The organism is Pseudomonas sp. 28 E 9 (assembly GCF_900004785.1).
In the GTDB taxonomy this organism is placed as follows: domain Bacteria; phylum Pseudomonadota; class Gammaproteobacteria; order Pseudomonadales; family Pseudomonadaceae; genus Aquipseudomonas; species Aquipseudomonas orientalis_A.
Genome location: NZ_CVTK01000041.1, coordinates 1 through 23,508, shown reverse-complemented (window position 1 = coordinate 23,508; position 23,508 = coordinate 1). Strand labels below are relative to the sequence as shown.

The following is a 23,508-nucleotide window of genomic DNA, read 5'->3' as shown; positions in this document are numbered from 1 at the left end:
CATCACTCAGTGTGCCTGGCCATGCCACGGCACTAATTTACGCTGCAGGGCGCGCAGGCCCATTTCCATGGCGAAGGCGATCAGTGCGATCACCAGGATGCCCAGCACCACCACATCGGTGACCAGGAACTGCGCCGCCGACTGCACCATGAAGCCCAGACCGCTGGTGGCGGCAATCAATTCGGCGGCAACCAGGGTCGACCAGCCCACGCCCAGGCCGATACGTACTCCGGTGAGGATGTCGGGCAGGGCGCTTGGCAGGATCACATGACGAATCAGTTGGGCACGGGTGGCGCCCAGCGACTGCGCGGCGCGCAACTTGGCCGGGTCGACCGTGCGTACACCGGTGGCGGTGGCGATGGCAATCGGCGCAAAGATCGCCAGGTAAATCAGCAGCACTTTGGACAGCTCGCCGATACCGCACCAGATCACGATCAGCGGCAGATAGGCCAGCGGCGGGATTGGCCGGTAAAACTCGATCAGCGGGTCGAGAATGCCGCGGGCGATGCGGTTGGCGCCGATGGCAATCCCCACCGGCACGGCCGTCAGCACCGCGAAACCCAGGCCCAGGCCGATGCGGCTGAGGCTCGCGCCCAGGTGCTGCCAAAGGGTCGAATCCATGTAGCCGGATGTCGCCAGCAACCAGCCTTTTTGCAGCACGGCAGAGGGCGGCGGCAGGAACAGGGGCTCGATCAGGCCGCTGGCGGTTACCGCCCACCAGACAGCGAGCAGGACCGCCAGGGTCAGTACGCTGATCCACCGTGTGCTGAGGCTGCGGCGTGCCGGAATAACCGCATGGGTCAGCGGCTTGGCCGCTGTGGCGGGAAGTTCATAGCTGCTCATGCGTACACCTGCCGTTGCGAGAACACTCTGCCCAGTACGTGTTCGCGGGTTTCGATAAAACGCGGGTCGGACTTGATCGCCCGTGCCGATTCGCCGGCCGCGTAGCGTTGGCCGAAATCCAGCTGCAGACGCTCGACGATCTGGCCGGGGTTGGGCGCCAGCAGGATCAGGTCCGTGGCGAGGAACACCGCTTCTTCGATGTCGTGGGTGATCAGGAACACCGGCTTGGCCGTGCGTCGCCAGACTTGCAGCAGCAATTCCTGCATCTGTTCGCGGGTGAAGGCATCGAGGGCGCCGAAGGGTTCATCCATCAGCAATACGCGCGGGTCGGCCGCCAGGGCGCGGGCGAGGCCGACGCGTTGCTTCTGGCCGCCGGAGAGTTGCCAGGTGCGCCGGCTGTCGAAACCACTGAGGTCCACCAGCGCGAGCATTTCACGGGCGCGCACTTCACGTTGCGCCTTCGGCACGCCGGCCAGCGCCAGGCCGAAGGCGACGTTGGCCAGCACGTCCTGCCAGGGCAGCAGGGCATCGTCCTGGAACACCACGCCGCGTTCGGCGCCAGGACCCTTGACCGGCACGCCATCGAGGGTAATACGCCCGGCCGAGGGCTCGACAAAGCCGGCAATCAGCTTCAACAGCGAAGTCTTGCCACTGCCGGAGGGGCCCAGGGCCACCAGCAATTGCCGGGGGCCAAGCTCAAGTGAAATATCCGCCAGTACCGGTTCCGGGGCGCCTGGGTACTGTGCGCTGATGCGCTCCAGCTGTAGCAAGGCCATCGCGATGAACTCCTTGAATCAGTGAGTGATGAACTTGGCGCTGACGTAAGGGGCGTAGTCCGGCAGCACCGCGTCGACCTTGCCTTGCTCCTTGAGGAACGCGGCGGTATCGGTGACAGCCTGGGTGGTCGGTGCGCCCAGCAGGGTGACCTGGTCAGCGGCCAGCGGGTAGACATTGCCTTGCAGCAGCAGCGGGATATCGCTGGCCTTGGCGCCGGAGAGCTTCACCAGCTTGTCGACGTTGGCTTTGTCGGCGAGCCAGGCCTGTGGGTCTTTACGGTAAGCGGCGTAGGCATCCAGCGTGACTTTGGCGAAGGCCGTGACGATTTCCGGATGCTTCTCGGCGAAGTCCTTGCGCACAATCCAGGCATCGAAGGTCGGCGCACCGAACTTGGCCAGTTCGCCGGACGTGATCAGCACCTTGCCGTTTTCCTTGGCCACGCCCAGGGCCGGGTCCCACACATAGGTGGCGTCGATATCGCCGCGCTTCCAGGCGGCGATGATGGCCGGTGGTGCGAGGTTGAGGATGGTCACGCTCGAAGGGTCGATGTTCCAGTGCTTCAGCGCGGCCAGCAGGCTGTAGTGCCCCGTGGACACGAACGGTACGGCGACCTTCTTGCCGACCAGGTCCTGGGGGCTGTTGATCCCCGACCCATCGCGCGCCACCAGGGCTTCGGCGCCGCCAATTTGGGTGGCGACCAGGAAGGTCTGCACCGGCACCTTGCGCGTGATCGCAGCGGTCAACGGGCTGGAACCGAGGTAACCGATCTGCACGTCACCCGAGGCGATGGCGGCGATGATATCGGCGCCATTGTCGAATTTGCGCCAGTCGATCCTGGCGTTGATGGCCTTTTCATAGGTGCCGTCGGCCTGGGCGACTTTGGCCGGGTCTACGGTGGTCTGGTACGCGACGGTCACATCCGCCGCCTGGGCAAACAGGCTGGCACCGGCCAGGGACAACGCCGCCAGCAAGCGCAGTGGAGTAGGCAGTTTCAAAGGGAAGCTCCTCGATCAGGCGGCCAGGGAGGCGGCGTGTGAGGAGACTAAATGATCTAAGAATCCGAAAATAAATAACATTTTCGCATTAGCTTATGAGCAGAAGGTGAAGCGAGTCGCGAGCCTGGTGGGGTCCAAGTGTGGGAGGGGGCTTGCCCCCGATGGCGGTGGTTCAGTCACTGATTGAGTGGCAGACACACTGCTATCGGGGGCAAGCCCCCTCCCACATAAGGTTTAGTTGCTGATGGCCAGAATGCTCGCCTGGTACGACCCGACAAACACATCGAAATCGCCCACTTCGTTCTGCTCAAGCTCGGCCTGCTGCGCCAGCGACTTACGCGCCAGTTCTTCAAAGCGCGCTTGTTCCTCGGCCGGCAGCGGTTCCTTGCGGAAGAACTCGGCATGCACCTCGCTTTGATGCAGCGAGAACTGCGCGAAACTTTCCTTGCGCTCGGCCATCGCTTCCAGCACCTGGGCCGAAGGCGTCAGTGACGGGTCGTTGACCTTGGCCAACTGAGCGTCCAGCGCCTGGCTGTGTTCAGTGATGCCATGGCTCTCATCGAGCAGGGCGGCCAGAGGCGCAATCTGCTCCAGCAGCTCGGTGGCCCAGGCTTTCATGTCCACCGCCTGGCCCTGACGCTGCAATTGCAGGCCCGGACGGCGACCTTCCTTGACCACACTGAGGAAGTTGGACGTGGCGTTGCCGCACTCGTTATTGGCGAACAGCGGGCTGTCGTTCAGCGCGCAAAACAGCAGGAAGGCGTCGAGAAAGCGCGACTCCGGCAGATCGATGCCCATCGGCAGGAACGGGTTGATGTCCAGGCAGCGCACTTCGATGTACTGGATGCCGCGCGCCATCAGCGCCTGGATCGGCCGCTCACCGGTATAGGTCACGCGCTTGGGACGGATGTTGGAGTAGTACTCGTTTTCGATCTGCAGGATATTGGTGTTGAGCTGCACCCACTCACCGTCCTTGTGCGTGCCGACTTCGACATAGGGCGCGTAGGGCGTTGCCACCGCTTCGCGCAGGCTGTCGGTGTAGCTGGCCAGGTCGTTGTAGCACGGCGTGAGGCCGGCCTGGGCGTTGCTCTGGTAACCCAGGTCGCTCATGCGCAGGCTCGTGGCGTACGGCAGGTACAGGGTATCGGCGTCGAGCACTTCAAGCTGGTGCGAACGACCGCGCAGGAAGCCTGCGTCCAGGGCCGGCGAGGCGCCAAACAGGTACATCAACAGCCAGCTGTAGCGGCGGAAGTTGCGAATCAGCGCGATATAGGCGGTGGATTGATAGTCGCGGTCGGTGCCGACAAAGCCTTCGGCGTCCTTGAGCAACGGCCACAGCTGTTCCGGCAGGGAAAAGTTGTAATGGATGCCGGCGATGCACTGCATGGTCTTGCCATAACGCAGGGCCAGACCCTTGCGGTAAACGTACTTGAGCTGTCCGATATTGGAGGTGCCGTAGTAGGCAATCGGAATATCTTCCTCGGCCGGCAACGGGCACGGCATCGAGGGGCTCCACAGGTATTCGCTGCCCAGTTTGGTGTAGGCAAAGCGATGGATCTTGTCCAGGCTGCTCAGGGTATCGGCCGGGTCGGGCAGTGCGGGAGTGATGAACTCCAGCAGCGATTCCGAGTAGTCGGTAGTGATCTGTTCGTGCGTCAACGCGGCGCCCAGGGCTTCCGGATGCGGCGTTTGGGCCAGGCGACCCTCACTGGTGACGCGCAGGCATTCACGCTCGATGCCATGCAGGCAGTGCTCTAGCAGGGAGAGGTGTTCGCGCTTGCCGAGCAGGGCCAGGCGGCGGTTGAGAAGTTCGCTCAAGTTGGATTCCTTCACGCGTCAGTCGCCCCAATATGGGGGTGGTCAAGACGGTCTACAAGGGTGAAGTTGAAACTGGCGTGATCGCCTGGTTCTGAGTCGATAGGACCCGCTCTGAATGTGCCTACTTCACTCCATGAATTGGGCTACAGCGCAGCGAGAAAATTCCGACGCTGTTGTCACAGCGCCGAAATTAACTCAAATCATGTGCAGGGAGCTATAGGACAGCGAACGTGCCCTGTGCTTTTGCGACAAGTCTTTCGTCCTGGTACACCTCGGCTTCGACCACCAGGGTGCGCCGGCCGGCGTGGATCACCCGGCTGGTGCACAGCACGTCACCGTCTTCAACGGCGCGGATATAGTTGATCTTGCATTCGATGGTCGCGCTCTGCTGGTCGAACCCATGGACGCTGGAGCATGCCAGTCCCATGGTGATGTCCACCAGGCTGAAAATCGCCCCGCCGTGCAACTTGCCCCCGCGATTGCGCAACTGCGGCGCCAGGCTCAGGGCCACCTCGGCAACGCCTTCGTCCAGGCGCTGCAGGCGGCAGCCGATCAGTTCGCTGAACGCGCTCTGGGTCAAACCGGCCGGAATATCCATCAACGCTTCTTCAGTTGCTTGGCGTTGGCGAACAGCGAGGCCATGGCGTTGTTGCTCGGTGCGGCTGTCGCGGTGTCCTTGCGCGGCGCAGTGTTCTGCGACGGGCGCGGTGCCGAGCCAGGGCGAGCGCCACGGGCGCCGTCGATTTTCTCGCCGGGGGTGTCGCTCATGCGCATCGACAGGCCAACGCGTTTGCGTGGGATATCGACTTCCATCACCTTGACCTTGACCACGTCACCGGCCTTCACCGCTTCGCGCGGGTCCTTGATGAACTTCTCCGAAAGTGCGGAGATATGCACCAAGCCGTCCTGATGCACGCCGATATCCACGAACGCGCCGAAGTTGGTCACGTTGGTCACCACGCCTTCGAGGATCATGCCCGGTTGCAGGTCCTTGAGGTCTTCGACGCCGTCCTGGAACTCGGCGGTCTTGAATTCGGGGCGCGGGTCGCGGCCGGGTTTTTCCAGCTCTTGCAGGATGTCGGTAATGGTCGGCACACCGAAGGTTTCGTCGGTGTACTTTTTCGGGTCCAGGCGCTTGAGAAACGCGGCATCGCCGATCAGCGAGCGGATGTCGCGATCGGTTTGGGCGGCAATTCGCTGTACCAGCGGATAGGCTTCCGGGTGAACCGCCGAGGCGTCCAGCGGGTTATCACCGTTCATTACGCGTAGGAAACCTGCGGCTTGCTCGAAAGTTTTTTCGCCCAGACGTGGGACTTTTTTCAGCGCCGCGCGAGTTTTGAAGGCGCCGTTCTCGTCGCGGTGATTGACGATATTCTGCGCGAGGGTCGCGTTCAGGCCGGAGATACGTGCAAGCAGCGCCACGGAGGCGGTGTTCACGTCCACACCCACGGCGTTCACACAGTCTTCCACGACCGCGTCCAGTCCACGCGCGAGCTTGAGCTGCGACACGTCGTGCTGGTATTGGCCGACGCCGATGGATTTGGGGTCGATCTTCACCAGCTCGGCCAGCGGGTCCTGCAGGCGACGGGCAATGGACACGGCGCCGCGGATGGACACGTCAAGGTCCGGGAACTCCTTGGACGCCAACTCCGAGGCCGAGTACACCGAAGCCCCCGCCTCGGAGACCATGACCTTGGTCATTTTCATCGCCGGGTACTTTTTGATCAGCTCCGCGGCCAGCTTATCGGTTTCGCGGCTGGCGGTACCGTTGCCGATGGCGATCAGGTCCACGGCGTGCTTGGCGCACAGCGCGGCCAGGACGGCCAGGGTCTGGTCCCACTTGTTGTGCGGTACGTGCGGGTACACGGTGGCGTGATCCAGCAGCTTGCCGGTGGCGTCGACTACCGCAACCTTGCAGCCGGTGCGCAGGCCCGGGTCCAGGCCCAGGGTGGCGCGTGGGCCCGCCGGTGCGGCCAGCAGCAGGTCATGCAGGTTGTGGGCGAATACGTTGATCGCCTCGGTTTCGGCGCCTTCACGCAGCTCGCCGAGCAGGTCGGTTTCCAGGTGCGTGTAAAGCTTGACCTTCCAGGTCCAGCGCACGACTTCACCGAGCCACTTGTCCGCAGGACGATTCTGATTCTGAATGCCGAATTGTTGACCGATCATGCCTTCGCACGGGTGCATGGTGCCCGGCAGCTCGTCGCCGACTTTCAGCGCGGAGCTGAGAATGCCCTCGTTGCGACCACGAAAGATCGCCAGGGCGCGGTGGGACGGCATGCTTTTGAGCGGTTCGTCGTGTTCGAAGTAATCGCGGAACTTGGCGCCTTCTTCCTCTTTGCCGGCGATGACGCGGGCGCTGAGAATGGCTTCCTGTTTCAGGTAGGTGCGCAGCTTTTCCAGCAGGCTGGCGTTTTCCGCGAAGCGCTCCATCAGGATGTACTTGGCGCCGTCGAGGGCGGCCTTGACATCGGCGACGCCTTTTTGCGCGTCGATAAAGCGCGCGGCTTCGGTTTCAGGCGTCAGCGACGGGTCGTTGAACAGGCCGTCGGCCAAGTCGCCAAGGCCGGCTTCCAGGGCGATCTGGCCCTTTGTACGACGTTTCTGTTTGTACGGCAGGTAAAGGTCTTCGAGGCGGGTCTTGGTGTCGGCCAGCTTGATGTCGCGTTCCAGCTGCGGGGTCAACTTGCCCTGTTCCTCGATGCTGGCGAGGATGCTGATACGCCGCTCGTCGAGTTCTCTCAGGTAGCGCAGGCGCTCTTCCAGGTGCCGCAGTTGGGTGTCGTCAAGGCTGCCGGTCACCTCTTTTCGGTAACGGGCGATGAAAGGTACCGTGGAGCCCTCGTCCAGTAGCGCGACGGCCGCTTCGACCTGTTGTGGGCGTACACCGAGTTCCTCGGCGATGCGGCTGTTGATGCTGTCCATAAAACCACCTGAAATTCTGAAAAGCCGCTCGCAGGCCCGGAAAACAAGGCCTTGCGAGGCTGGTTGAGCGGCCCGACCGGCGCCGCTGCCTGGGTCAAGAGGCAGCCTATTGACCCGCGAAATCGAAAAAACACGAGAAGCGCGTAAAAAAAAGCCCGGCAGTAAACGGTAACGATCTGACGTTGCCCTGCACGAAAGCGCCGCATTATAACCAGCGTTCCGCCCTTGAGGGCTACTGGGCCGGTAGTTGCAGGACATGGCTTGGCTGGTAGTAGAGGAAAAATCTGCTAACAATGCACACGGTGCGTATAACGGCAGCTAGGCCATAATGCGCGCCGAGATAAGAGGAGCATCTAATGAGCAGCACTGCACAAACTGCTGAAGGCGAAAAAATTCTCATCGTTGACGACGATCCGGGGCTGAGCAGCCTGCTGGAGCGCTTTTTCAACTCCAAGGGCTACCGGGCGCGCGCGGTGCCGAACACCGAGCAGATGGACCGTCTGTTGGGGCGCGAAGTATTCAATCTGGTCGTGCTCGACCTGATGTTGCCTGGCGAAGACGGCCTGACCGCCTGCAAGCGTCTGCGTGGCGTGAACAACCAGATCCCGATCATCATGCTCACTGCCAAGGGCGATGAGCTGAGTCGCATCAGGGGCCTCGAACTGGGCGCCGACGACTACCTGGCCAAGCCGTTCAACCCTGACGAGCTGATGGCGCGGGTCAAGGCCGTATTGCGTCGCCAGGCACCGCCGGTACCGGGTGCGCCGGGCAGCGAAGACGAAAGCGTGACCTTCGGCGACTACGAGTTGTCCCTGGCGACCCGCGAGCTCAAGCGTGGCGACGAAGTGCACATGCTCACCACCGGCGAATTCGCGGTGCTCAAGGCCCTGGTGATGAACGCTCGCCAGCCGCTGACCCGCGACAAGCTGATGAACCTGGCCCGTGGCCGCGAATGGGACGCCCTGGAGCGCTCCATCGACGTGCAGATCTCCCGACTGCGCCGGATGATCGAGCCGGACCCTTCCAAGCCGCGGTATATCCAGACGGTGTGGGGTGTGGGTTATGTGTTTGTGCCGGATGGCACCGCAACCAAGTGACCGATGATTTGCAGGGACGGGCATCCGGCGTTTGATTCCATGAGGATCGACGGGGTGTCCGGTGTCTGCAATTCTGCGAGCGCCGCTCGTTCCTGCAAGGTGTCTAGCTGTCTCCTATGAAAACCCCGCTGTGGTTCCCGCAAAGTTTCTTTTCCCGCACCCTTTGGCTGGTGCTCATCGTCGTTCTGTTTTCCAAGGCACTCACACTGGTTTATCTGTTGATGAACGAGGACGTGCTGGTGGATCGGCAGTACAGCCATGGCGTCGCCTTGACGCTGCGTGCCTACTGGGCCGTAGACCCCGAGAACCGTGAAAAGGTAGCCAAGGCTTCATCACTGATCCGGGTCGATGGTGCCGGCGTGCCCGAGGGCGAGCAGCACTGGCCCTACAGTGAGATCTACCAGCGACAGATGCAGGCGGAACTGGGCGACGACACCGAGGTGCGGCTGCGCATGCATGTTTCGCCTGCGCTCTGGGTGAAGGCGCCCAGTCTGGGCGATGCCTGGATCAAGGTCCCGCTGTATCCGCATCCGCTGCGCGGGCAAAAAATCTGGAACGTGTTGGGCTGGTTTCTCGCCATCGGCCTGCTTTCAACCGCGTCCGCATGGATCTTTGTGCGCCAGCTCAATCAACCGCTCAAGCGCCTGGTATTTGCCGCTCGCCAACTGGGTCAGGGGCGTAGCGTGCGCCTGCCGGTCAGCGACACCCCCAGTGAAATGACCGAGGTGTACGGCGCGTTCAACCAGATGGCGGAAGACGTCGAACAGGCCGGACGCGAGCGTGAGCTGATGCTGGCGGGGGTCTCCCATGATTTGCGCACACCCTTGACGCGCCTGCGCCTGTCCCTGGAGTTGATGGGTAGCCATACCGACCTCACCGATGACATGGTGCGTGACATCGAGGATATGGACGCGATTCTTGACCAGTTCCTGGCGTTCATCCGCGATGGGCGTGATGAGGTCGTGGAGGAGGTTGACCTTACCGATCTGGTGCGTGAAGTGGTCGCGCCCTACAACCAGAGCGGTGAGCAGGTGCGCATGCGCCTGGAGCCGATTCAGCCGTTTGCCTTGCGCAGGGTGTCGATGAAGCGCCTGTTGAACAACCTGATCGGCAACGCCCTGCATCATGCCGGTTCGGATGTGGAGGTGGCGGCGTACGTGTCGGGTGACAGCGCGGCGCCCTATGTCGTGCTGAGCGTGATGGATCGCGGCACGGGGATCGACCCGGCTGAACTGGAAGCCATCTTCAACCCGTTCACCCGTGGCGACCGCGCCCGAGGCGGCAAGGGGACCGGTTTGGGGTTGGCGATTGTGCGGCGGATCGCTTCGATGCATGGCGGCAATGTTGAGTTGCGCAACCGTGAAGGGGGCGGGCTGGAAGCCCGGGTGCGCTTGCCGCTTGGGTTGATGTTGCCCAGAGACGCAGTCTGACAAACGACATGGATCAAATGTGGGAGGGGGCTTGCTCCCGATTGCGGATTGTCAGTCACCTATGTGCGGACTGACACACCGTTATCGGGGGCAAGCCCCCTCCCACATTTGGTTTGATGTTGTGTCAGGGGCAGAGCTTTTAGCCCTTGCCCTTGGTCCGAGTCATGTTCGGCCCGCCATTTTTTTCCAGATGCTGAATGATGATCCCCGCCACATCCTTGCCGGTGGTGGTCTCGATCCCTTCCAGGCCCGGCGATGAGTTCACCTCCATGACCAGGGGGCCGTGGTTAGAGCGCAGGATATCCACACCTGCCACGGCCAACCCCATGACCTTGGCCGCACGCAATGCGGTCATGCGCTCCTCCGGGGTAATCTTGATCAGGCTGGCGCTGCCACCACGGTGCAGGTTGGAACGGAATTCGCCCGGCTTGGCCTGGCGTTTCATGGCGGCAATCACCTTGTCGCCCACCACGAAGCAGCGGATATCCGCACCGCCGGCTTCCTTGATGTACTCCTGCACCATGATGTTCTGCTTGAGGCCCATGAACGCCTCGATCACTGACTCCGCTGCCGTTGCCGTTTCGCACAACACCACGCCGATGCCCTGGGTGCCCTCCAGCACCTTGATCACCAGGGGCGCGCCATTGACCATTTCGATCAGGTCGGGGATGTCATCCGGGGAGTGGGCGAAGCCGGTCACCGGCAGGCCGATACCTCGGCGCGACAGCAGTTGCAGCGAGCGCAGCTTGTCCCGCGAACGTGCGATGGCCACGGACTCGTTGAGCGGAAAAACGCCCATCATTTCAAACTGGCGCAGCACTGCGCAGCCATAGAAGGTCACCGAGGCGCCGATGCGTGGGATCACCGCATCAAAGCCTTCCAGCGGTTTGCCACGGTAGTGGATCTGCGGCTTGTGGCTGGCAATGTTCATATAGGCCCGCAACGTGTCGATCACCACCATTTCATGGCCACGTTCGGTGCCGGCCTCGACCAGGCGGCGGGTGGAATACAGACGCGGGTTTCGCGACAGCACAGCAATCTTCATGCGGCACCTGGGGCAGAGATAGTGGAGACCGGGAACACCGGCTTGTCTTGTACGTATTTTACGGCCGGGCTGACGACCAACTGGCCGTCAATCAGCGCTTTGGAGCCCAGCAGCAGGCGATAACGCATGGCCTTGCGGCAGGCCAGGGTGAATTCCACTCGCCACACCCGATCGCCCAGCGCCAGGGTGGTGCTGATCACGTAGCGCACCTGCGCATGGCCGTTGGAGCTCTTGATGGTTTTCATCGTTACCAGGGGCGCTTCGCAGCGCCGGTGACGCAGTTGCACCACGCTGCCCAGGTGCGCGGTAAAGCGTACCCACTTCTCGCCGTCGCGTTCGAACGGCTCGATCTCGGTGGCGTGCAGGCTTGAGGTGCTGGCACCGGTGTCGATCTTGGCGCGCAGGCCTGCCACTCCCAGGTCGGGAAGGGCCACCCACTCACGCAGACCCACAACGGTCAAATGGTCAAATGTCTTCAAATGGGGGTACCGTCATTTTGTCCAGGCTTGAGGGGCAACCTTGGCCAGGGCATTGAATGCGGGCCTGGCGAACCAGTAGCCTTGCATCAGAAATATTCCACAGTCGGAGAGGAAATCCCGCTCACCGGCACTTTCGATGCCTTCGGCGATGACAGTAACCCCCAACTGCTCACAGATTGTGACAATCCCCCGGACGATCACCTGGCGGACACGGTCCTGGTCGACATCGCGAATCAGCGCCATGTCGAGCTTGATCAGGTCAGGTTGGAAATCGGCCAGCAGATTCAGCCCCGAATAGCCCGCGCCGAAATCATCGATGGCGGTCTTGAAGCCGAATTGGCGGTATTCACGCAGAATATTCGTCAAATGGCGATAGTTATCTACATGCTCGCTTTCCAGGGTCTCGAAAATCAGGCGGTCCAGCGGGAAATTGTGCTCGCGGGCGGCGTCGAGGGTGCTGCGGATGCACAGTTCGGGACGGTAGACCGCATTGGGCATGAAGTTAATGGAAAGATAGGTTTGCATGCCCAGGGTAGCGGCGCCGGCAATTGCCTGGGTGCGGCAGCGCTGGTCGAAGCGATAGCGATTGGCTTCGTTGACATGTGCCAGCACCGATAACGCGCCTTCACCCTGTGTGCCGCGCACCAAGGCTTCATGGGCAAATATCGAACGGTCACGCAGGTCTACGATAGGCTGGTAGGCGAAAGCAAAATCGAACCCCAGCGGCTCGCTTTGCTGGCAACCCACGCACCGCTGGTTGGGCGAGGTGAGTGAAAGGGGAAAGTCGGTCACGGCGTATCCTCGCGAAAACAGGGTGCTACCTGGCGTATCTTAGGTGAGCCTTGGGGTTTATGCGTCGAAGGGTTTCAACGGTAAGGTTGCGACATTTTTCAGAGCGAGGAATTCAAGTGGCTCAAAAGCAGGAAGAGGAAGAAAAGGTCCGTTTGGACAAGTGGCTGTGGGCCGCGCGTTTCTACAAAACCCGTGCCCTGGCCAAGGCCGCCATCGAGAGCGGCAAGGTGCACCATCGCGGCGAGCGCTGCAAGCCGGGGAAGGAACCGCGCGTCGGCGATGAGTTTCAGATTCGTACAGGGTTTGATGAAAAGACTGTCGTCGTGCAAGCGCTCTCCATTGTGCGCCGGGGTGCGCCTGAAGCACAGGCGTTGTACGCGGAAACCGAAGCCAGTATCGCCAAGCGGGAAAATGCCGCAGCCATGCGCAAGGCGGGGGCCTCAGGCCTGACCACCGACGGCAAGCCGAGCAAGAAGCAGCGTCGCGACCTGTTCAAGTTTCGCGGCAGCGGCAATGATGATTGATTGCACAATCTCCACGCCGCAGGAGATCAAAAATGTGGGAGGGGGCTTGCCCCCGATGGCGGTGAATCAGTCAACTTATATGTAGCTGACCTGCCGCTATCGGGGGCAAGCCCCCTCCCACAGTTAGCCCGCGCCGTTAAGGGATTGTGCGCATGACGCTCAGTCGCCCGATCACCGGCAGTTTGCCAAGCAGCCCGAACATAGGCGCGGTTACCCGCAACAGGAACCCCGACACTTTCGCCGCAAACGGCGTGTAATACCCCCAGCCCAGGGCCAACAGCGCCAGCAATACCCCGCCGATATAATCGTCCTGTCCCCAATGCGCGCCCGCTACGAGCCGCGGCATCATGAATAACAGCGCCAGGCCCCAGATCACCAGCACCTGGCCGATGCGCTTGGCGAACACGCTCATGAACATCGCCCAGATCAACAACACCGAAGCATGATCGCCAGGAAAGCTCTGGCTCGAACGGTCTTTCAATTCCCAGGTTTTCTCAAGCCCGGGGAAAAAATCACTCATCTGAATCGCGCCGTCGATCACCATCGACGGGCTGCTGTGCTGCCAACCCATGTGCGCCGCGAGCTTGGAAAACAGCATGCGGATAAACAGCAACAGCAGCAGAATACCAAGGAAGCCAAAGAACGCCTGGCGCACCTGCATAACCTTGAACACCCAGTCGCCGCGAATCAGCACTGCCAGCAGAATCACCCCGACGATCGCATCGAAGGGCCGCAGGCTCGCCACGGCCCACACGTGCAGCCAGGTCGAGTTGCTGGCCAGCGGACCATTGAGCAGGTGAAACAGCCACTCGTCGAAAATCACACACAGCATCTGGCCCGTGGGCCACAGCCAGAAACACAGCAGCCCGATAGCGACTAGATTGCAAAGAGCCCATCGCCGGAGGTTCCAGTTCGCTTGGAACAAACCCGGATTGTTCATAAACTGTCCCTCATCGCTCTTTAGCTCCTTGTTTCAGGAGAAATCGCACCAATGTGGTGCTAAAGCGTTTAATTTTATAAACGTTGTAATCATTTTGTCATCACTTCAGATACCCAAACCTATGACTGATCTACCGGATACCGACTTCACCCAACGCTTTATCTTTGACGAGAACGACGCCCGCGGCGAGTTGGTCTCGCTGGAGCTCAGCTATGCCGAAGTCCTTGCCAAACACGCGTATCCGGAGCCGGTCGCGCAATTGCTCGGTGAGTTGATGGCGGCGGCTGCGCTGCTGGTGGGCACGATGAAATTCGATGGCTTGCTGATCCTGCAGGCGCGTTCCGAAGGTCCGATCCCGATGTTGATGATCGAGTGTTCCAGCGAGCGCGAAATTCGTGGCCTGGCCCGCTATGACGTCGACCGGATTACCCCGGATGCCACGTTCTCCGAGCTGATGGCCGATGGCGTGCTGGCCATCACCGTTGATCCCACCGAGGGCCAGCGCTACCAGGGCATCGTTGACCTGGACGGCGAGACCCTGTCGGACTGCTTTACCAACTATTTCGTCATGTCCCAGCAGGTCGGCACCAAGTTCTGGCTCAACGCCAACGGCAAGCGCGCTCGCGGCCTGTTGTTGCAGCAATTGCCGGCTGACCGTATCAAGGACGAGGATGAGCGCACCGATAGCTGGCGCAAGCTGACCGCCCTGGCCGGCACCCTGACTGCTGAAGAATTGCTGGGCCTGGACAACGAGACCATCCTGCACCGCCTGTACCACGAAGAAGCGGTGCGCCTGTTCGACGAGCAGTCCCTGCGCTTCAATTGCAGCTGCTCGCGCGAGCGTTCAGCCAATGCCCTGGTCAGCCTTGGCCTGGAAGATGCGCAAAATCTGGTGGTGGAACACGGTGGTCATATCGAGATCGACTGCCAGTTCTGCAATGAGCGTTATCTGTTCGATGCCGCCGATGTCGCTCAATTATTCGCCGGCGCAGGCAGCGACACCCCTTCCGACACCCGTCACTAAAACGTTTAAGCACAGGTAAATCACCTGCCAAATGCCGGATTAGAGGCGTTCTGACGGGAGGGCCCTACTCTTTTTGGGCTTTTCTGGCATAATCCGGCCCACTTTTTTCGCGGTAGTAGTGCGCAACTTTCTACTACAAAACGTTTGGAGCACTCGGCCACAGGCCGACGGGGAACCTCATGACGCAAGCCAATAACGCCGTATACACCGATCTGAGTGTTGACGATCTGGTCAAAGAAGCCCTGCAGCGCGGTGAAGGCGTGCTTGCCGATACTGGCGCGCTGGTCGTAGAAACGGGTCACCGCACTGGCCGTTCGCCGGTCGACCGCTTCATCGTTGAAGAGCCTACTACCCAGGACGCAATCGCCTGGGGCCCGATCAACCGCAAGTTCCCGGCCGACAAGTTCGATGCCCTGTGGAACCGCGTAGAAGCCTTCAACAACGCGCAGGAACACTTTGTTTCCCACGTTCACGTAGGGGCTTCCGAAGACCACTACCTGGCCGTGAAAATGACCACCCAGACTGCCTGGCAGAACCTGTTCGGTCGTTGCCTGTTCATCAACCCGGCCCAGTACAACCCGGCCGGTCGTGACGAGTGGCAAGTGCTCAACGTGGCCAACTTCGAGTGCGTGCCAGAGCGTGACGGCACCAACTCCGATGGTTGCGTGATCCTCAATTTTGCCCAGAAAAAAGTGCTGATCGCCGGCATGCGTTACGCCGGTGAAATGAAGAAAGCCATGTTCTCGGTGCAGAACTTCCTGCTGCCGGCCTCCGACGTGTTGCCGATGCACTGCGCCGCCAACATCGGCGAAGCAGGCGACGTGACCCTGTTCTTCGGCCTGTCGGGTACCGGTAAAACCACCCTGTCCGCCGACGAAAGCCGCTACCTGATCGGTGACGACGAACACGGTTGGGGCGAAGGCGTGGTGTTCAACATCGAAGGCGGTTGCTATGCCAAGTGCATCGACCTGTCCGAGAAGAACGAGCCGGTTATCTGGAAGGCCATCAAGCACGGCGCCGTGCTGGAAAACGTCGTTATCGACGAGGCCGGGCATGCTGACTACACCAATGTCAGCCTGACCCAGAACAGCCGCGCCGCCTACCCGCTGGAGCACGTTGCCAAGCGTTCCGAGAAGAACCTGGGCGGCGAGCCCAACGCGGTGATCTTCCTGACCTGCGACCTGACCGGCGTATTGCCGCCCGTGTCGATCCTCAGCGAAGAACAAGCGGCCTACCACTTCCTGTCCGGCTACACCGCATTGGTGGGCTCGACCGAAATGGGTTCGGGCAGCGGCATCAAGTCGACCTTCTCCACCTGCTTCGGCGCACCGTTCTTCCCACGCCCGGCCGGTGAATACGCTGAGCTGTTGATCAAGCGCATCCGCGGCTTCGGCTCCAAGGTCTACCTGGTCAACACCGGCTGGACCGGCGGCGGCTACGGTGTCGGCAAACGCTTCAACATCCCGACCACTCGCGGCGTGATCGCAGCGATCCAGAGTGGCGCGTTGATCGGTGCCGAGACTGAGCACCTCGACACCATCAACCTCGACGTGCCGTTGGCTGTGCCAGGCGTTGAGACTGGCCTGTTGAACCCGCGTAACACTTGGGCTGACCAGGCTGCCTACGATGAAGCGGCGAAGGCGCTGGCCGGGTTGTTCGTCGAGAACTTCAAGAAGTTTGACGTGAGTGATGCGATCAAGGCTGCTGGGCCTAAGTTGTAAGGTTCGTAAGTTGTGAAAAAGCCGCCCCTCGTGGGCGGCTTTTTTGTGCGCGACAGGTTGTATCCCACTCGCCGGATTTGCGCAGATCCCATGTGGGAGGGGGCTTGATTCTCGGTGTACTTCAGGTCAGCTCAGGTTTTCCAGCGTTTGCGTATTCCAGCTGTGGGTCTTGATCGCGAGGTAGAGCATGTTGATCGTCAGCGGCACTTTTTCGCCACGGCCCTTGGCCCGACGTTTGAGAAATACATCAAACACCGGCGGATTGAAGTAACGATAAGTGTCGAAATCGCCCAGGTCGAGCGCGAATTCCTGTTCCAGCGTTTCCATCAGTTGCTTGGCCTCATTGCCATCACAGCCCAGGTCGAAGTTGAGTGAGGTTTGCAGGCGGATGGTCCTGTGCTTCGGCAGGCCAATTTCTTCGTGCAGCAATTGCAGGAGCTGCTGCATGACGGGGTCTTCGGGGAAGTCGGGGGCGAGGTTCATGGTTGCGGCTATGAATAAAGGGTGAGTGTTTTGTGCTTTGCAATAAAGATTCTGGGTGCTCAATAACCCGATTCCTGTCACAAGGGCAACTATCGGCAGGCTTTCCAGGTGCGTTTCTTTGATCCAATGGGTGGCATGGAACAGAAGCGCTGGTCCCGTTATAAGAAGGCAAAGTCCAAGCCATTTTCTGAGTACTGACAGCTTTATTGTCCTCTCAATTATTGCAGCGAGTACAAGGAGGAACAGCAGATTGATCCACTGGGTGTAATCGGTCATCGTATTAGCCACCCTGAAACTGTCGGACCATGGCCGACAGTGATCGCTGAGGGCCGATACCGCCGTTGACCTGCGCGTCGAGACCGATAATGACATCGCCGGCGTGATAGCTGCGAATGATCCCTTTGACTATCAGGCTGGCGGTCGTCCCTACGATGCCTCCGATGGGTCGAGATACCAAGCTGACAGGCGCTGCCAAAGCGCTGCCTATCAACCCTGCAAGGATTTCCCCTCGTGTGTTAAGCAAGTCTGCCTGCTGTCGACTCAGCGGCTTTGAAATCGCGACTGTTATTTTGCAGGGCAAGTCACGGGCAAGCATTTTTTCGTAAAGATCCCTGAGGTGATTGCGTACCTCGTTTGCGGAGTCTCCTGCTTCCAGCGGGCATAGGTCGACCAAGGCGTGGCGATTTTCAGGTAAAACAGTGAAGCGAATCACTGTGAAGATGACGCCATAGTGGCCAATGTGTTGAGTCCTTTCGATGTTCACGGGGTTCTGCCGAGCAGTTGAGACCGCGCTATTTTCATTCAGCTACGCGTAACTTCTATAGAGGGTTGGGCGGGTATTTGAAGCAGTTTGGGAAAGGGATGGCGCAACGTTTGGTGGTTTCCTACAGTGGACTCCGGCATTTATGGCTTGGCAGTGATTTAACAGGCGAAACTGCTCAATTGTATGAGCGAGCTTGCTCGCGAAAAACTCAAGGACGCCGCGTTCTTTCTGATTTACCGCGTCATCGTTGACGATTTTCGCGAGCAAGCTCGCCCCTACATAGGGCGTTGCTTAGATTTGCGCTTGTTCAGGTTGCAGTTGTACGTGTTGCGCGGCTTCCAGCAAATCACAGCCGTCCTGAACGAGCAGGTACAGGGCATTGATAATGTGGGAAATGTCTTTGAGGTCGGCGTGTTCGAAGGTCAGGCAGGAGAAAGTTTCGAGCAAGTCCGTGGCTGCGCGGATGCGTTGATGGGCGGCGGACTGGATGTCTTCGGCGTTGGCTTCGGTGTCGATGAGAAGTGGGTGGGTGTCGGTGAAGTTGGTGCGTAGCTGACGATAGCGCTCCATCGTTTCAGGTGTTTGCATTTGGAGGTACTCGGTTTGCTGTTAGGTAACCGACATCACCGTGGCCAAACGGTGGGTGGCGGACTGTGCGCGGGTTGGCCAACCGGAAACAGCACCGGCACGTCCGAAGACGTCCCCCACACAGCCGCCATAGCACTGCAATACGAGACGATAGACGTACGCAGAGCAGACAATGGCACTTATGTGTGCTGTTTTCTGGGTGACCAAACCCGGTCGCTGATTTGGCAGCGACGGAACGAACCTTAGAAGTGAGTGTGTTATTGGGCAATAAACAGATGGTTTAATCGTTCGTGATGCAATCACCCACTGACAGGCTTGCTGATACACCGCTCAAAAATCGCCTCCAACCCCCGATAATCACACGCCACCGCATCAATATTCGCGGGTACCCACGACGCGTGTTTCACCAGCCACCAGTTCACCGAAAATCCGGCATTTACGATGATTTGTTCAAACAAAATCCGTTGCGCTCTGCCGTTGCCTTCGCGGAAGGGGTGAATGACGTTGAGGTCGCCGTAAGCCTCGGCAACCTGCTTTACCAGTTCGGCCTGGCTAATGGCGATAAACCAGTTTGCTTCCTCCATACGCCGAATGATCTTCGCAGCTTCCGGCAGGATGCGTTCTGGGGTACAGAAAAGGGTGTCACCTTTCTGGAGGTTGACGCTGCGCAGTTCGCCGGCCCAGTCGTAAATGTCGCCGAACAGGATGCGGTGGATGTGTTGCAAGCGGTTGAGGTCATAAGGCGGCGGGAAGAGGGCGAGATTACCTGCGGCGATTTCAGATAATTCCCGCTCCGCCTCGTGCAGGCTGGTTTCGTCAAGCAAATCGAGGCGGTTGCACAGGACGCTGCTACCGGGGTAGCAGTATGGGTCCTGGCCCACCCCGTATTTGTCGAGCATCAGCGCGGGGTATTGCGGTACTTGGCAAGCACGGCTTCGCGGGTCGGCAAGGGTTTGTCGACGTCGGCCGGTTGGGTGTCGAACCCTTCCAGGCGCAGGCTGGCCAGGTAATTGGAACGGCGGATCTTGTGATAGTGATCCTGTTTTTGCTCAAAAGTCAGTTCGCTCATTGCAGCGTACTCCTGGTTAGCAAGGCTTTGATTGTAGCGCAATGCATCAAGGGAAAGGCAGGATAAAAACCACGTCACATTCCTTATAAAAAATCCGCCAGCGCGCTGAATTCAGCGTATGTTTCACCGCAAAATCTTGTAGGGCGATTCCGCCCGTTACTTAAAGGGAGTTAAGCATGGGTTTGCTTCGTGTCGCTTCGGCGGTGTCATTGTGTGCGGTGGTTTTTTCGATCCAGGCCGAGCAGTTGCCGATCGAGGTGCTCAGCGCGGTGGTCAAGGACCAGAAGATCGCCGATGCCGAGGTGCTGTTGCAACGCAACGGTGCGCAGAACGTTGTAGGCCGCACCAACGCCCAGGGGCAGGTGACGCTGACCAGCGAGGCGGCTGACGACGCCAGCAATCTATTGATCATCAAGAAACCGGGCTACTCCAACCTGGTGGTGAAATGCCCGTGCAAGGGCATGACCTATGCCGTCAGCCCGGTCATGGAAAACCTCGATGGTCTGCGCGTGGTGCTGACCTGGGGCCAGACGCCGGACGATCTCGACTCCCATATGATCTTCCCCGGCAACAATATCTACTTCGAGAACAAGACTGGCACCGACGCCGAGCTGGACGTGGACGACACCGACAGCTACGGCCCGGAAACCATCACCCTGCAGAAGAAGCACTACGGCGAAAGCTACGTTTACGCCGTGCATGACTACAGCAACGGCGGCAATCCAGGTTCGCGCCAGTTGTCCAACAGTGAAGCCAAGGTGTTTGTGTACATGGGCCAATCCCTGGTGCGCACCTACTACGTGCCGAAAAACCGCAGCGGTAACCTGTGGACCGTGTTTCGCATGACCGGCAGCGGCGACTTCCAGGACATCAACACCTTCAACGGCGTGATGGTGGATGCTGCGAATGTGCTCAATGAAGTCAAACCGTTACTGGATGACAGTGTTGCGGTGGCGGCTGTCGCGGTCAGCTCTTCGGCCCAAACCGATGCCAAGCGTCTGAACGTTCAAGGCGAAGCGGCCTATCAGGCCGGGAACCTTGACCAGGCCATCGACCTGTTCCGCCAGGCCATCGAGTTGGACAATGGCTTCGGCAAGGCCTACGGCAATCTGGGCCTGGCATATCAGAAGGCAGGCAATACCGCGGAGTCGATCTGGGCCAACCGCAAGGCCATTGCCCTGGCGACGGGTGCCAATGCGGCAACCGTACGCGCGGGTGCCTACTACAACATTGCACGGATCTACGAAGCGGCAGGGCAGTTTGCCGATGCGTTGCGTCACTACCAGTTGGCCAAGGAACAGAAAGCCAATCCGGTGTACGACACGGCGATCGAGCGGGTGCAGAATCGCTGATCCTGCCTGAGTGAAGCTCTAAACTGTGGGAGCGGGCCTGCTCGCGAATGCGGTCCGTCAGTATCAAATATGCTGACTGATCACCGCCTTCGCGAGCAAGCCCGCTCCCACATTTGGATCTGTGTTTTCCTGCTATTACTTTGGAATATTCCTACTTCGGCCCTGGGCCATCTCCCAGCCTGTGTATCATCCTGTCTCTTTTTTCCATGCGACCTTTCTCGATTCGCTGAACTTACTGGGCTACGTTTTTAAGCCACGTTCAACGGTCAATGGAGTGACAGCCTATGCACGACACCCTCCAGCAGGTCTTTGGTTATCCGCAGTTTCGTCCGGGCCAGGAAGAAGCGGTCAGCGCCGTATTGGCCGGTCGCTCGGCGGCTGCGATTTTCCCGACCGGGTCTGGCAAGTCGCTGTGTTATCAACTTTCAGCCGTACTGCTGCCGCACCTGACGCTGGTGGTGTCGCCGCTGTTGGCGTTGATGCAGGACCAGTTGGGTTTCCTCAAGCGCCACGGCATTTCAGCGGGCAGTATCGATTCGGCCCAGAGCCGCGATGATGCCAACGATGTGATGGCCCGTGCACGTTCGGGCGAGCTGAAAATCCTGATGATTTCCGTGGAGCGTTTGAAGAACGAGCGGTTTCGAAACTTCCTGCAAAGCGTGCAGATTTCCTTGCTGGTGGTGGATGAGGCGCACTGCATTTCCGAATGGGGCCACAACTTTCGTCCGGACTATCTGAAGCTGCCGGACTACCAGCGCCAGTTCAAGATCCCGCAAGCGCTGCTGCTGACGGCCACCGCCACACCCAGCGTGATCGCCGATATGCAGGGCAAGTTTGCGATTGCGCCGCAGGACGTGATTACCACCGGCTTCTACCGGCCCAACCTCAACTTGCTGGTGGAGCCGGTGAGCGGCGCGGACAAGCGCCGTCGCCTTGTGCAATGGATGAACGAGCGGGCCGACCAGCCCAGCATCGTCTACGTCACCCTGCAGAAAACCGCCGAGCAGATTGCCGAGCACCTGAACCGCAACGGCATCCAGGCCGAGGCGTATCACGCCGGGTTGCCCCACGATAAACGCGAGGGCATCCAGCAGCGTTTCATGGGCGGGCGCTCCAACTGCATCGTCGCCACCATCGCGTTTGGCATGGGCATCGACAAAAGTGACATCCGTAACGTGGTGCACTTCGACCTGCCAAAATCCATCGAGAACTACAGCCAGGAAATCGGCCGCGCCGGTCGTGATGGCCGGCCCTCCGACTGCCTGGTGCTGGCCAACCGCGACAGCCTCAATGTGCTGGAGAACTTCGTGTACGGCGATACGCCGGAGCAGGAGGGTATCCGTCGGGTGCTGGAAGAATTGCAGGCCGCGCGGGGCGAGGGCCAGTGGGAGTTTTTGCTGAGGTCGTTGTCGGACCACAGCAATATTCGCGAGTTGCCGTTGAAGACCCTGCTGGTGCAGTTGGAGCTCAAGGGCGTGATCGCGCCGCGCTACGCGTTTTATGCCGAATACCGTTTCAAGTACCTGATCGAGCCCGAGGCCTTGCTCGCACGTTTCTCCGGCGAGCGGCAGCAATTTGTCGCGGCGATCATCCAGGTGTGCAAACGCGCAAAAACCTGGGCAACGGTGGATTTCGACGCGCTGTATCAGCAACACAATGCCGAGCGCAGCCGTGTGGTGAAGGCGCTGGATTACTTCCAGGAGCAGGGCCTGATCGAGCTGGAAAGCAAGCAGATGACCGAGGTCTACAGCCTGCTCAACACCGATTTCGATGCGCAGGTGCTGAGCAACGAGTTATACACAGGCTTCAAGCGCCATGAGACGACGGAGGTGGCGCGGATTCATGCCATGCTCGATCTATTCGCCACCGAGCGCTGCCTTGGGCAACGCCTGGCGCTGTATTTTGGCGATGAAAACGCACCGCAGCGTTGCGGGCACTGCTCGGTGTGCCACGGACATGTCGCGCACTTGCCGGCGCCGCCGAGCTTGCCGCCGCTTGTGGATAAAAACTTCATGGGGCTGTGCGGTGATTTTATCCACAGGCATCATGAGCACACCGGCCAGTTACCGGGTGCGGAACGGCTGACGCGCTTTCTGGGCGGGATCAGCGTGCCGTTGTTCACCAAGTTGAAAGCGCGGGGCATTCCCGGTTTCGCCGCACTGGAGGACTACCCCTACGCCGATGTACGCGAATGGGCCGAGGCCCATTTGAATGAGTTGTAAACCCACTTTCGCCCGAGGTGCCCATGCCTGACTCAGTGCCACAACGTGCCGACTACCCCCACTTTCAGCCGATCATCACGCGCTGGCACGATAACGATGTGTATGGCCATGTGAACAATGTGACCTACTACAGCTTCTTCGACACGGCAGTGAATACCTACCTGATCGAACAGGGCGGTTTGGATATTCATGACGGTGAAGTGGTTGGGTTTGTGGTGAGTTCGGCGTGTGATTATTTTGCGTCGATCGCTTTTCCCGAGCGCATCGAAATCGGCTTGCGGGTGGGCAAGTTGGGCAACAGTTCGGTGCAGTATGAGCTGGCGGTGTTCAAGGCCGGTGAGGAAGAGGCCTGCGCGGCGGGGCGCTTTGTGCATGTGTTTGTCGATAGAGCGTCGAACCAGCCGGTGGCGATTCCGGGGCTATTGCGCGAGGCGTTGCAGCGGTTGGTAGGCTGACCAAATGTGGGAGGGGGCTTGCCCCCTCCCACATGGGATTTTCGTCAGGCCTTAGTCATCATAGCGATGATGGCGCTTGTGCTTGTTCTTGCGGTGCCCATAGGCATGACCGCGGCCTGGGTGATCATCGCGATAGTAGCGACGGTCGTCACGGCCACGATAACGGCGG

The 23,508-nt window shown here is 59.9% G+C and carries 23 protein-coding genes; 8 read left to right on the top strand and 15 right to left on the bottom strand.

What is annotated here, in order from left to right:
• Positions 1–6 precede the first annotated feature (6 nt).
• The 6 genes from tauC to BFQ00_RS10055 form a co-directional block, all read right to left on the bottom strand.
• Positions 7–843: a taurine ABC transporter permease TauC gene (gene tauC, locus BFQ00_RS10080; protein ID WP_065933419.1), complete on the bottom strand. Its 837-nt coding sequence runs from the start codon at positions 841–843 to the stop codon at positions 7–9.
• Positions 840–1,619, bottom strand: coding sequence for a taurine ABC transporter ATP-binding subunit (gene tauB, locus BFQ00_RS10075; RefSeq protein WP_065933418.1), 780 nt, complete (start codon positions 1,617–1,619; stop codon positions 840–842). The genes tauC and tauB overlap by 4 nt, the downstream gene beginning before the upstream one ends.
• 18 nt (positions 1,620–1,637) lie before the next feature.
• Positions 1,638–2,615, bottom strand: coding sequence for a taurine ABC transporter substrate-binding protein (gene tauA, locus BFQ00_RS10070; RefSeq protein ID WP_065933417.1), 978 nt, complete (start codon positions 2,613–2,615; stop codon positions 1,638–1,640).
• 234 nt (positions 2,616–2,849) lie between these two features.
• Positions 2,850–4,433: a glutamate--cysteine ligase gene (gene gshA / locus BFQ00_RS10065; protein ID WP_065933416.1), complete on the bottom strand. Its 1,584-nt coding sequence runs from the start codon at positions 4,431–4,433 to the stop codon at positions 2,850–2,852.
• 214 nt (positions 4,434–4,647) lie between these two features.
• Complete coding sequence (locus BFQ00_RS10060) at positions 4,648–5,031, bottom strand: PaaI family thioesterase (RefSeq protein ID WP_065933415.1); 384 nt, start codon at positions 5,029–5,031, stop codon at positions 4,648–4,650.
• Positions 5,031–7,355, bottom strand: coding sequence for a Tex family protein (locus BFQ00_RS10055; RefSeq protein ID WP_065933414.1), 2,325 nt, complete (start codon positions 7,353–7,355; stop codon positions 5,031–5,033). Before BFQ00_RS10055 ends, BFQ00_RS10060 begins: the two co-directional genes overlap by 1 nt.
• A gap of 356 nt (positions 7,356–7,711) precedes the next feature.
• Here BFQ00_RS10055 and ompR point away from each other — a divergent pair, with 356 nt between their 5' ends.
• Together ompR and BFQ00_RS10045 are read left to right on the top strand one after the other, a co-directional pair.
• Positions 7,712–8,452 carry an osmolarity response regulator transcription factor OmpR gene (ompR, locus tag BFQ00_RS10050; protein ID WP_065884639.1) on the top strand — a complete coding sequence of 247 codons (741 nt, stop codon included), beginning with the start codon at positions 7,712–7,714 and terminating at the stop codon, positions 8,450–8,452.
• 116 nt (positions 8,453–8,568) lie between these two features.
• On the top strand, positions 8,569–9,882 hold the full coding sequence (locus tag BFQ00_RS10045; protein WP_065884638.1) for an ATP-binding protein: 1,314 nt from the start codon (positions 8,569–8,571) through the stop codon (positions 9,880–9,882).
• Between the two features lie 139 nt (positions 9,883–10,021).
• Here BFQ00_RS10045 and rimK read toward each other — a convergent pair whose 3' ends face one another.
• The 3 genes from rimK to BFQ00_RS10030 are packed head-to-tail and all read right to left on the bottom strand — an operon-like array spanning position 10,022 to position 12,198.
• A complete protein-coding gene (gene rimK, locus BFQ00_RS10040; protein WP_003171022.1) occupies positions 10,022–10,927 on the bottom strand; it encodes a 30S ribosomal protein S6--L-glutamate ligase in 906 nt (301 codons plus the stop codon).
• Positions 10,924–11,373 (bottom strand): retropepsin-like aspartic endopeptidase RimB, encoded by a 450-nt coding sequence (locus tag BFQ00_RS10035; RefSeq protein WP_170827547.1) that lies wholly within the window; start codon positions 11,371–11,373, stop codon positions 10,924–10,926. The genes rimK and BFQ00_RS10035 overlap by 4 nt, the downstream gene beginning before the upstream one ends.
• A gap of 45 nt (positions 11,374–11,418) precedes the next feature.
• A complete protein-coding gene (locus tag BFQ00_RS10030) occupies positions 11,419–12,198 on the bottom strand; it encodes a S6 modification regulatory phosphodiesterase RimA (RefSeq protein WP_065884636.1) in 780 nt (259 codons plus the stop codon).
• Positions 12,199–12,314: 116 nt separating this feature from the next.
• Between BFQ00_RS10030 and BFQ00_RS10025 the strand changes: the two genes are divergently transcribed.
• A complete protein-coding gene (locus tag BFQ00_RS10025) occupies positions 12,315–12,722 on the top strand; it encodes an RNA-binding S4 domain-containing protein (protein WP_065933413.1) in 408 nt (135 codons plus the stop codon).
• Positions 12,723–12,858: 136 nt separating this feature from the next.
• Here the strand turns inward: BFQ00_RS10025 and BFQ00_RS10020 are convergent, their stop codons facing one another.
• Entirely contained in the window at positions 12,859–13,662 is an 804-nt protein-coding gene (locus BFQ00_RS10020) for a phosphatase PAP2 family protein (protein WP_065933412.1), read from the bottom strand.
• A 121-nt stretch (positions 13,663–13,783) separates the two neighbouring features.
• On the opposite strand from BFQ00_RS10020, the gene hslO reads away from it, so the two are divergent.
• Together hslO and BFQ00_RS10010 are read left to right on the top strand one after the other, a co-directional pair.
• Positions 13,784–14,686 (top strand): Hsp33 family molecular chaperone HslO, encoded by a 903-nt coding sequence (gene hslO / locus BFQ00_RS10015; protein WP_065884633.1) that lies wholly within the window; start codon positions 13,784–13,786, stop codon positions 14,684–14,686.
• Positions 14,687–14,865: 179 nt separating this feature from the next.
• The gene (locus BFQ00_RS10010; RefSeq protein ID WP_065933411.1) at positions 14,866–16,407 is read left to right on the top strand and encodes a phosphoenolpyruvate carboxykinase; all 1,542 of its coding nucleotides are present in this window, start codon (positions 14,866–14,868) and stop codon (positions 16,405–16,407) included.
• 126 nt (positions 16,408–16,533) lie between these two features.
• Here the strand turns inward: BFQ00_RS10010 and BFQ00_RS29990 are convergent, their stop codons facing one another.
• From BFQ00_RS29990 to BFQ00_RS27925, 5 genes are all read right to left on the bottom strand, one after another.
• Positions 16,534–17,166 carry a DUF1493 family protein gene (locus BFQ00_RS29990; protein WP_242527076.1) on the bottom strand — a complete coding sequence of 211 codons (633 nt, stop codon included), beginning with the start codon at positions 17,164–17,166 and terminating at the stop codon, positions 16,534–16,536.
• Positions 17,167–17,170: 4 nt separating this feature from the next.
• Positions 17,171–17,653, bottom strand: coding sequence for a hypothetical protein (locus BFQ00_RS10000; RefSeq protein WP_065933409.1), 483 nt, complete (start codon positions 17,651–17,653; stop codon positions 17,171–17,173).
• 291 nt (positions 17,654–17,944) lie between these two features.
• Entirely contained in the window at positions 17,945–18,241 is a 297-nt protein-coding gene (locus tag BFQ00_RS09995) for a hypothetical protein (RefSeq protein ID WP_065933408.1), read from the bottom strand.
• Positions 18,242–18,540: 299 nt separating this feature from the next.
• Positions 18,541–19,140, bottom strand: a complete 600-nt coding sequence (locus BFQ00_RS09990) for a putative adenosine monophosphate-protein transferase Fic (protein WP_065933407.1) — start codon at positions 19,138–19,140, stop codon at positions 18,541–18,543.
• Positions 19,140–19,310 carry a YhfG family protein gene (locus BFQ00_RS27925; RefSeq protein WP_003236014.1) on the bottom strand — a complete coding sequence of 57 codons (171 nt, stop codon included), beginning with the start codon at positions 19,308–19,310 and terminating at the stop codon, positions 19,140–19,142. The genes BFQ00_RS09990 and BFQ00_RS27925 overlap by 1 nt, the downstream gene beginning before the upstream one ends.
• A 176-nt stretch (positions 19,311–19,486) precedes the next feature.
• On the opposite strand from BFQ00_RS27925, the gene BFQ00_RS09985 reads away from it, so the two are divergent.
• The 3 genes from BFQ00_RS09985 (at position 19,487) to BFQ00_RS09975 (ending at position 23,339) form a co-directional block, all read left to right on the top strand.
• Positions 19,487–20,662 carry a tetratricopeptide repeat protein gene (locus tag BFQ00_RS09985; protein ID WP_065933406.1) on the top strand — a complete coding sequence of 392 codons (1,176 nt, stop codon included), beginning with the start codon at positions 19,487–19,489 and terminating at the stop codon, positions 20,660–20,662.
• Positions 20,663–20,946: 284 nt separating this feature from the next.
• Positions 20,947–22,884 (top strand): RecQ family ATP-dependent DNA helicase, encoded by a 1,938-nt coding sequence (locus tag BFQ00_RS09980; protein ID WP_065933405.1) that lies wholly within the window; start codon positions 20,947–20,949, stop codon positions 22,882–22,884.
• Positions 22,885–22,907: 23 nt separating this feature from the next.
• A complete protein-coding gene (locus BFQ00_RS09975; RefSeq protein ID WP_065896571.1) occupies positions 22,908–23,339 on the top strand; it encodes an acyl-CoA thioesterase in 432 nt (143 codons plus the stop codon).
• The last annotated feature ends 169 nt before the right edge of the window (positions 23,340–23,508 follow it).

Bases quoted from the DNA above. Each gene is read 5' to 3' on its own strand.
- tauC (WP_065933419.1), bottom strand. From the start codon at position 843: ATGAGCAGCTATGAACTTCCCGCCACAGCGGCCAAGCCGCTGACCCAT.
- tauB (WP_065933418.1), bottom strand. From the start codon at position 1,619: ATGGCCTTGCTACAGCTGGAGCGCATCAGCGCACAGTACCCAGGCGCC.
- BFQ00_RS10060 (WP_065933415.1), bottom strand. From the start codon at position 5,031: ATGGATATTCCGGCCGGTTTGACCCAGAGCGCGTTCAGCGAACTGATC.
- BFQ00_RS10055 (WP_065933414.1), bottom strand. From the start codon at position 7,355: ATGGACAGCATCAACAGCCGCATCGCCGAGGAACTCGGTGTACGCCCA.
- ompR (WP_065884639.1), top strand. From the start codon at position 7,712: ATGAGCAGCACTGCACAAACTGCTGAAGGCGAAAAAATTCTCATCGTT.
- BFQ00_RS10045 (WP_065884638.1), top strand. From the start codon at position 8,569: ATGAAAACCCCGCTGTGGTTCCCGCAAAGTTTCTTTTCCCGCACCCTT.
- rimK (WP_003171022.1), bottom strand. From the start codon at position 10,927: ATGAAGATTGCTGTGCTGTCGCGAAACCCGCGTCTGTATTCCACCCGC.
- BFQ00_RS10020 (WP_065933412.1), bottom strand. From the start codon at position 13,662: ATGAACAATCCGGGTTTGTTCCAAGCGAACTGGAACCTCCGGCGATGG.
- hslO (WP_065884633.1), top strand. From the start codon at position 13,784: ATGACTGATCTACCGGATACCGACTTCACCCAACGCTTTATCTTTGAC.
- BFQ00_RS10010 (WP_065933411.1), top strand. From the start codon at position 14,866: ATGACGCAAGCCAATAACGCCGTATACACCGATCTGAGTGTTGACGAT.
- BFQ00_RS29990 (WP_242527076.1), bottom strand. From the start codon at position 17,166: ATGACCGATTACACCCAGTGGATCAATCTGCTGTTCCTCCTTGTACTC.
- BFQ00_RS09995 (WP_065933408.1), bottom strand. From the start codon at position 18,241: ATGCAAACACCTGAAACGATGGAGCGCTATCGTCAGCTACGCACCAAC.
- BFQ00_RS09990 (WP_065933407.1), bottom strand. From the start codon at position 19,140: ATGCTCGACAAATACGGGGTGGGCCAGGACCCATACTGCTACCCCGGT.
- BFQ00_RS27925 (WP_003236014.1), bottom strand. From the start codon at position 19,310: ATGAGCGAACTGACTTTTGAGCAAAAACAGGATCACTATCACAAGATC.
- BFQ00_RS09985 (WP_065933406.1), top strand. From the start codon at position 19,487: ATGGGTTTGCTTCGTGTCGCTTCGGCGGTGTCATTGTGTGCGGTGGTT.
- BFQ00_RS09980 (WP_065933405.1), top strand. From the start codon at position 20,947: ATGCACGACACCCTCCAGCAGGTCTTTGGTTATCCGCAGTTTCGTCCG.
- BFQ00_RS09975 (WP_065896571.1), top strand. From the start codon at position 22,908: ATGCCTGACTCAGTGCCACAACGTGCCGACTACCCCCACTTTCAGCCG.